Source organism: Dermacoccus sp. UBA1591 (assembly GCF_002322065.1).
GTDB classification, from domain to species: domain Bacteria; phylum Actinomycetota; class Actinomycetes; order Actinomycetales; family Dermatophilaceae; genus Dermacoccus; species Dermacoccus nishinomiyaensis.
The window spans coordinates 12,290-19,165 of the sequence record NZ_DCNR01000030.1; the positions used below are offsets into that span (position 1 = coordinate 12,290).

Annotated in this window: 5 protein-coding genes; all 5 read left to right on the forward strand. The window is 70.5% G+C overall.

Annotated elements, in window-relative coordinates; all coding sequences use genetic code 11:
* Positions 1–573, forward strand: a 573-nt coding sequence (locus tag B2284_RS03430) for a threonine aldolase family protein (RefSeq protein WP_286697195.1), incomplete at its 5' end; no start/stop codon positions are given.
* A 56-nt stretch (positions 574–629) separates the two neighbouring features.
* Complete coding sequence (locus B2284_RS03435) at positions 630–2,633, forward strand: TIGR03960 family B12-binding radical SAM protein (protein WP_074045625.1); 2,004 nt, start codon at positions 630–632, stop codon at positions 2,631–2,633.
* A gap of 58 nt (positions 2,634–2,691) precedes the next feature.
* On the forward strand, positions 2,692–3,705 hold the full coding sequence (locus B2284_RS03440) for a hypothetical protein (RefSeq protein WP_074045575.1): 1,014 nt from the start codon (positions 2,692–2,694) through the stop codon (positions 3,703–3,705).
* 75 nt (positions 3,706–3,780) lie between these two features.
* Positions 3,781–4,530 (forward strand): TIGR03936 family radical SAM-associated protein, encoded by a 750-nt coding sequence (locus B2284_RS03445; RefSeq protein WP_131941202.1) that lies wholly within the window; start codon positions 3,781–3,783, stop codon positions 4,528–4,530.
* Positions 4,531–4,963: 433 nt separating this feature from the next.
* Positions 4,964–6,876 (forward strand): Rne/Rng family ribonuclease (locus B2284_RS03450; RefSeq protein WP_414646251.1); only part of this gene is annotated, 1,913 nt, incomplete at its 3' end.

A 6,876-nucleotide genomic window follows, 5' to 3' on the forward strand; every position in this document is an offset into this window, starting at 1 on the left:
AAGGTGCACCTCGACGGCGCGCGGTTGTCGAACGCCGCCGCCGCGCTGGAGGTGCCGCTGCGCGCCATCACGACGGACGCCGGCGTCGACGCCATCAGCCTCGGTGGCACGAAGAACGGCGCGATGCTCGCCGAGGCCGTCGTGGCGCTGACGCCCGAGGCGTGTGCGGGGCTCGGGTTCTCGCGCAAGTTCCTCATGCAGCTGACGTCGAAGATGCGCTTCGTCTCCGCGCAGTTGCTCGCGCTCTACGACGGTGAGCTGTGGCGCGAGAACGCGACGCGGGCCAACGCTGCGGCGCGGCGCCTGCGGGCCGGGATCGAGGCCGAGCAGGCGCGCGGTGCGCTCGGTGAGGTCGCGTTCACGCAGCCGACGCAGGTCAACGCCGTCTTCGCGACGCTGCCGGCCGACGTCGCGAACCGACTGCGCGAGAGCTACCGGTTCTACGACTGGGACGAGGCACGCGGCGAGGTGCGCTGGATGTGCTCGTTCGACACCCGCGACGAGGACGTCGACGCGTTCGTCGCCGCGCTCGTGGCGGCGTCACGCCGTGGAGGTGAGACGGGCAGCGCCTGAGCGGGCGCCCCGGCGACGATTGGGCGCTCGTCCTGGGCCGAACTACCCTGGTGGACATGTCTGGTGAGTCTGTCTTCCACGATCTCGAGCCGCTGCTGGAGCAGGTGAACAAGCCGATCCAGTACGTCGGTGGCGAGCTCAACGCCCAGGTCAAGGACTGGAACTGCGGCGGCTACGGCCCCGACGGACAGGAGCTGACGACGCGCTGGGCCCTCATGTACCCCGACGCCTACGAGGTCGGCGTGCCCAACCAGGGCGTCATGATCCTGTACGAAGTGCTCAACGAGCGTGACGACGCGCTCGCCGAGCGCACCTACTCCATGTGGCCGGACATGGAGGCGAAGATGCGTGAGGCGGGCGTGCCGCAGTTCACCGTCGACGGCCACCGCAGCGTGCGCGACTTCGACGTGCTCGGCATGTCGTTCTCGACCGAGCTCGGCTACACGAACATGCTGACGGCGCTCGACCTCGGCGGAATCCCCCTGCACGCCGACGAGCGCACGATCGACCACCCGATCGTCCTCGCGGGCGGGCACTCGGCGTTCAACCCCGAGCCGATCGCCGACTTCATCGACGCCGCCGTCATCGGTGACGGCGAAGAGGCCGTCCTGCTCATCACCGACATCATCAAGGAGTGGAAGCTCGCCGAGCGCCCCGGCGGGCGTCGCGGGCTGCTGCTCGAACTCGCGCGCACGGGCAGCGTCTACGTGCCGTCGATGTACGAGGTCGATTACCTGCCCGACGGGCGCATCCAGCGTGTCGTGCTGAGCGAGGAGGCGCACGGTGTGCCGTGGCGCGTCGCGAAGCACACCGTCATGGATCTCGACGAGTGGCCTTACCCGAAGCAGCCGCTCGTGCCGATGGCCGAGTCCGTCCACGAGCGGATGAGCGTCGAGATCTTCCGCGGCTGCACGCGTGGTTGCCGTTTCTGCCAGGCCGGCATGATCACGCGCCCCGTGCGCGAGCGTTCGATCACCGGCATCGGCGAGATGGTCGAGAAGGGCCTCGCCGCGACCGGCTTCGAGGAGGTGGGCCTGCTCTCGCTGAGCTCCGCCGACCACACCGAGATCGCCGAGATCTCCAAGGGCCTCGCCGACCGCTACGAGGGCACGCAGACGGGTCTGTCGCTGCCGTCGACGCGCGTCGACGCGTTCAACATCGACCTCGCCAACGAGCTGACGCGCAACGGCCGCCGCTCGGGTCTGACGTTCGCGCCCGAGGGCGGCAGCGAGCGCATCCGTAAGGTCATCAACAAGATGGTCTCCGAGGACGACCTCATCAACACCGTCGCCGCCGCATACGGCGCGGGCTGGCGTCAGGTGAAGCTGTACTTCATGTGCGGCCTGCCCACCGAGACCGACGAGGACGTCCTGCAGATCGCCGACATGGCGCGCCGCGTCATCGAGACCGGGCGCCAGGTGAGCGGCCGCAAGGACATCCGCTGCACCGTCTCCATCGGCGGGTTCGTACCGAAGCCGCACACGCCGTTCCAGTGGTGCGCTCAGCTGTCGGCCGAGGCCACGGACGAGCGGCTCAAGAAGCTCAAGGACGCCATCCGAGCCGACAAGAAGTTCGGTTCGAGCATCGGCATGCGCTACCACGACGGCAAGCCCGGCATCGTCGAGGGCCTGCTGAGCCGCGGCGACCGCCGCGTCGGCGCCGTCATCGAGGCCGTGTGGCGTGACGGCGGCCGCTTCGACGGCTGGAGCGAGCACTTCAGCTACGAGCGCTGGATGGGGCAGGCTGACGCGGTCTTCGCCGCCTCCGAGCACCCGATCGACGTCGACTGGTACACGACGCGTGAGCGCGGCGAGCTCGAGGTGCTGCCCTGGGATCACCTCGACTCCGGTCTCGACAAGGACTGGCTGTGGCAGGACTGGCAGGATGCCCTCTCCGAGGAAGAAGTCGACGACTGCCGCTGGACGCCGTGCTTCGACTGCGGCGTGTGCCCGCAGATGGACACCGACATCCAGATCGGCCCCACGGGCAAGACGCTGCTGCCGCTCACCGTCCTCGGTGAGGGTGCGAAGAAGTTGGCCGCCGCCGACCACGCGCACTGACGTGGGCGCGGCGTCATGACGATGCGACTCGTCTCGACGGGGCGCCGGTGAGACGCCGATGAGCCCACGACGTGCTCGCCGCGGCGTCCACAGGCGCGATGCGCGCGTCGACATGCTGCGCGGGCTCGCCCTCGTGTCGATGTTCGTCGCCTACTGCGCCCCGGACGACGGCCCGTTCCGACTGGCGGCGTTGACCGAGTTCGCGACGGCGCCGTTGTTCGCGCTTCTCATCGGCATCAGCGCGATGCTCGCGGACCGGGGCAACGCCGGGCTGACCGTCTCGTTCGTCCGGGCCGGGGTGCGCGCGGCCGTGCTCGTCGCGCTCGGGTTGTGGATCGAGCCGTGGGGTGCGCAGGTCGACGTCGTCCTCGTCTACCTCGCCCTGCCGACGCTGCTCGCGCCCCTGCTGGCGCGGCTGCCCGACACGGTGCTGCTCGGGATCGCCACGATGTCGTGGGCTGCCGCACCCGCCCTGCTGAGCTGGGGCCGCACCCGCAGCACCGAGGCTCTCGTCGCCGGCGACGACGTGGGCCACCGTTTGTGGGACGTCGTGGTCGCGGGACCGCACTACCGCCTGACGACGCTGCTCGTCTTCACCTGCCTCGGCATCGTGCTGTGGCGCTGGACGCGCGCCGTCCCCGCGTGGAGCGCGGGCCTGGCGGGCCTGGTCGCACTCGCAGGGGCCGCGTTGCTCATGGCGGCGAAGACGTCGGGGCGCCTCGCGTTCGAACCGTACGACGGCAGTCACCTCGAGATCGTGCTCGAGGCGCTGCTCGTCGGGGGATTCGCGCTCGCCTGGTTCGCCGTCGTGCCGGAGCGCTTCTGCCTGCCGGCGCTCGCCGCCGCGGGGTCGATGACGTTGAGTGTCTACGTCCTGCAGATCGCCTACCTCGCCTGGTACGTGCGTGAGCTGCATCCCGGCGAACGCGACGACGCGTGGGGCAACGTCGGCGTCCTGTGCGTCGGCGCCCTCGTGTTGCCGATGGCGTGGCGCTCGCTGGTCTCGCGCGAACCGTGGTCGCGTGGGCCCCTCGAGGGCGCGACGGCCGCCGTCACCCGCGGCATCCGCTGAATCGCGTGCCTCGTCGTGCCGGCGAGCCGAGTGACGGTGCGGTGATCCGCGCGCCCTTGCGTCGACGGTAGGCTCGTGCTCGTGGCACGTCAGCGAGTTCCCGAAGGTCCGCCCCCCGCACCCGCCGTCCAGAAGGTCTCGGTGAGGTACGCCAAGCGCGGACGTCTGCGTTTCTCCTCGACGCGTGACTTCCAGCGCGCCCTCGAGCGTGCCGTGCGTCGCGCGGGGGTGCCGATGGCGTTCTCCGCAGGCTTCCACCCGCACCCGCGTATCTCGTACGCGAACGCCGCGCCGACGGGGGCCGCCTCCGAGGCCGAGTACTTCCAGCTGCAGTTGACGCAGCAGTGCGACCTCGAGGCGCTGCGCGCAGCGCTCGACGAATCGTTGCCGCAGGACATGGCCGTGCTGCGCGTCGTCGAGGCCGCACCGGGAGCGCTCGCCGACCTGCTCCAGGCCAGCGTGTGGCAGCTCGACTTCGAAGGCGTCACGCTCAAGACAATCACCGACGCCGTGGCGACGTTCATGGATCGCGCCGAGCTGCTCGTCACCCGCATGACGAAGTCGGGTGCGCGCGAGTTCGACGTGCGTCAGGCCGTCCTCGCCTCCGACGTCGTGCTCGTGCGCGCCGGAGATGCCGACGGACGTGACCTCGTGCGCTGGACGATGACGATCCAGCACACGACGCCCGCGGTGCGCCCCATCGACGTCATGACCGGTCTCACCGAGCTGACGGGCCTGCAGGTGCCGCGCTCGCCCCTCATGACGCGTCTCGCACAAGGCGCCCTCGAAGCCGGCGGCCGCGTCAGCGACCCGTTCGACGCCTGAGACCTCCATCCGAACGAAGCCCCCGGGCGGGAGGCGTCGGTCGGGAGGCGCAGCGTGGGGGAGGCGCTGTGACGCCATGTGGACACGAGGGTGCCGACCTGCCGGCACTCGTGGGGTGACTGTGCGATAATGCGGGTGGAACGTGCAGGTCTCACAGAGCCTGTCGCTCCCGCAGAACCTTCCGACCGCGCCGTCGGAGCGCAGGTGATGCGGCGCGAGCCGCAGCCGGTGCACCGCGAATCGCGCGAGGGTGGCCGACGCATCGTCATGCGAAGCCGCCGACCGAGAAGCTCTGCGGCGTGACGTCCGGTGCCGCGCGCAGCGCGAGCCGACGAGCCACGTAGAAGACGACTTCCGTCCTGCGGACACGAACGATCGCAGGCGATACGAACGATCCGCGCCGCGGCGCGTGCAAGGCCCAGGTGGTCTTTCTGTGGCACACGTCGTGCCGACGAAGAAGGAGGGCCCCGTGGCCCCCGAAAATCTTGAATTCCCCTTCGCCAGCCCGTTCGCGGCCGGCAGCCCCTTCACAGCGCCGCAGGCCGAGCCCGCGCAGGACGCTGACACGAGCGACGAGGTCGAGGCCATCGACGGTGACGAGGACGTCACCGATGGCGACTCGGGCCAGGGCGCGCCCGCCGGCGCCGCGTTCGGCCTCGTGTTCCAGGCCGCCGACCCGATGACGCGCGTGCCCCGCCGCTCGCGCCGCGCCGATGACGAGTCGCCGCGTGACGAGGCACCCGCGGGCCGCGCAGGTGGCGACGACGAGGCCGACGAGCAGCCGCGCCCCGCGCGTTCGCGCAGCCGCCGCCGTCGCGGTGATGACGCGCAGCACGACGAAAATGGCGACGCGTCGTCCGACGACGCCGCTCACGGCTCGCGCGAGGACGCGGACGATGCGGGCGCGAAGCAGTCGGCCGACACCGACGACAACCACGACGCGAACGACGAGAACGATGAGAACGACGACGAGCAGACCCCGCGTCGGCGCCGACGCGGCGGCCGTGGCCGTCGCGGCAACAAGGGTGACGACGCCCGCGACGGTTCGCAGGCTCAGCACGACGACGCCGACGACCGCGACTCCGGTTCCAAGGGTGGCAACGCGAAGCACGACGACGCGGCGCAGGGCGACGGCTCCAAGCGCGACGGCAACGCCGCGCAGGACGACAGCTCGAAGCACGACGACGCCCAGGACGACGCGGGGTCGCGCAAGCGCACGCGCCGTCGCCGTCGCAGCGGCTCGGGTCAGGGCTCGGACGGCGACGACGCGAACACCGTGACGAAGGTGCGCGAGCCGCGTCGCGCGAAGGACGAGATCACGTCCATCAAGGGCTCGGTGCGCCTCGAGGCGAAGAAGCAGCGCCGCCGCGAGGGCCGTGAGGCGGGACGCCGCCGCACCGTCATCACCGAGGCCGAGTTCCTCGCACGCCGCGAGAGCGTCGAGCGCGTCATGGTCGTGCGCGAGCAGGAGGGGCGCACTCAGATCGGCGTCCTCGAGGACGGGGTGCTCGCCGAGCACTATGTCTCGCGTCAGGAGCAGGCGAGCTCGATGGCGGGCAACGTCTACCTCGGCCGGGTGCAGAACGTGCTGCCGTCGATGGAGGCGGCGTTCGTCGACATCGGCCGCGGGCGCAACGCCGTCCTGTACGCCGGCGAGGTCAACTGGGACGCCGCCGGTCTCGACAACCAGCCCAAGCGCATCGAGCACGCCCTCAAGGCGGGCGAGAGCGTCCTCGTCCAGGTGACGAAGGACCCGATCGGCCACAAGGGCGCCCGCCTGACGTCGCAGATCTCGCTACCGGGACGCTTCGTCGTCTTCGTGCCGGGCAACTCGATGACGGGCATCAGCCGCAAGCTGCCCGACACCGAGCGCGCGCGCCTCAAGCGCATCCTCAAGGAGGTCGTGCCGGCCGACGCGGGCGTCATCGTCCGCACCGCCGCCGAGGGTGCTTCCGAGGAGGAGTTGCGCGCCGACGTCGAGCGCCTCATGAAGATGTGGGAGCGCATCCAGGCGAAGGCCGAGACGGCCAACGCGCCGTCGCTGCTGCACGGCGAACCGGATCTGACGGTCCGCGTCATCCGCGACGTGTTCAACGAGGACTTCGCGAAGATGGTCGTCTCCGGCGAGCGTGCCTGGAACGAGGTGCACACCTACATCTCCGAGGTCGCGCCCGACCTCGTCGAGCGCCTCGAGAAGTGGGAGGGCGACGAAGACGTCTTCGCCGAGCACCGCATCGACGAGCAGCTAGCCAAGGCCATGGACCGCAAGGTGTGGTTGCCGTCGGGCGGTTCGCTCGTCATCGACCGCACCGAGGCGATGACGGTCGTCGACGTCAACACCGGCAA

Excerpts from the sequence above, each read along its gene's own strand:
- B2284_RS03435 (WP_074045625.1), top strand. The coding sequence starts at position 630 with ATGTCTGGTGAGTCTGTCTTCCACGATCTCGAGCCGCTGCTGGAGCAG.
- B2284_RS03440 (WP_074045575.1), top strand. The coding sequence starts at position 2,692 with ATGAGCCCACGACGTGCTCGCCGCGGCGTCCACAGGCGCGATGCGCGC.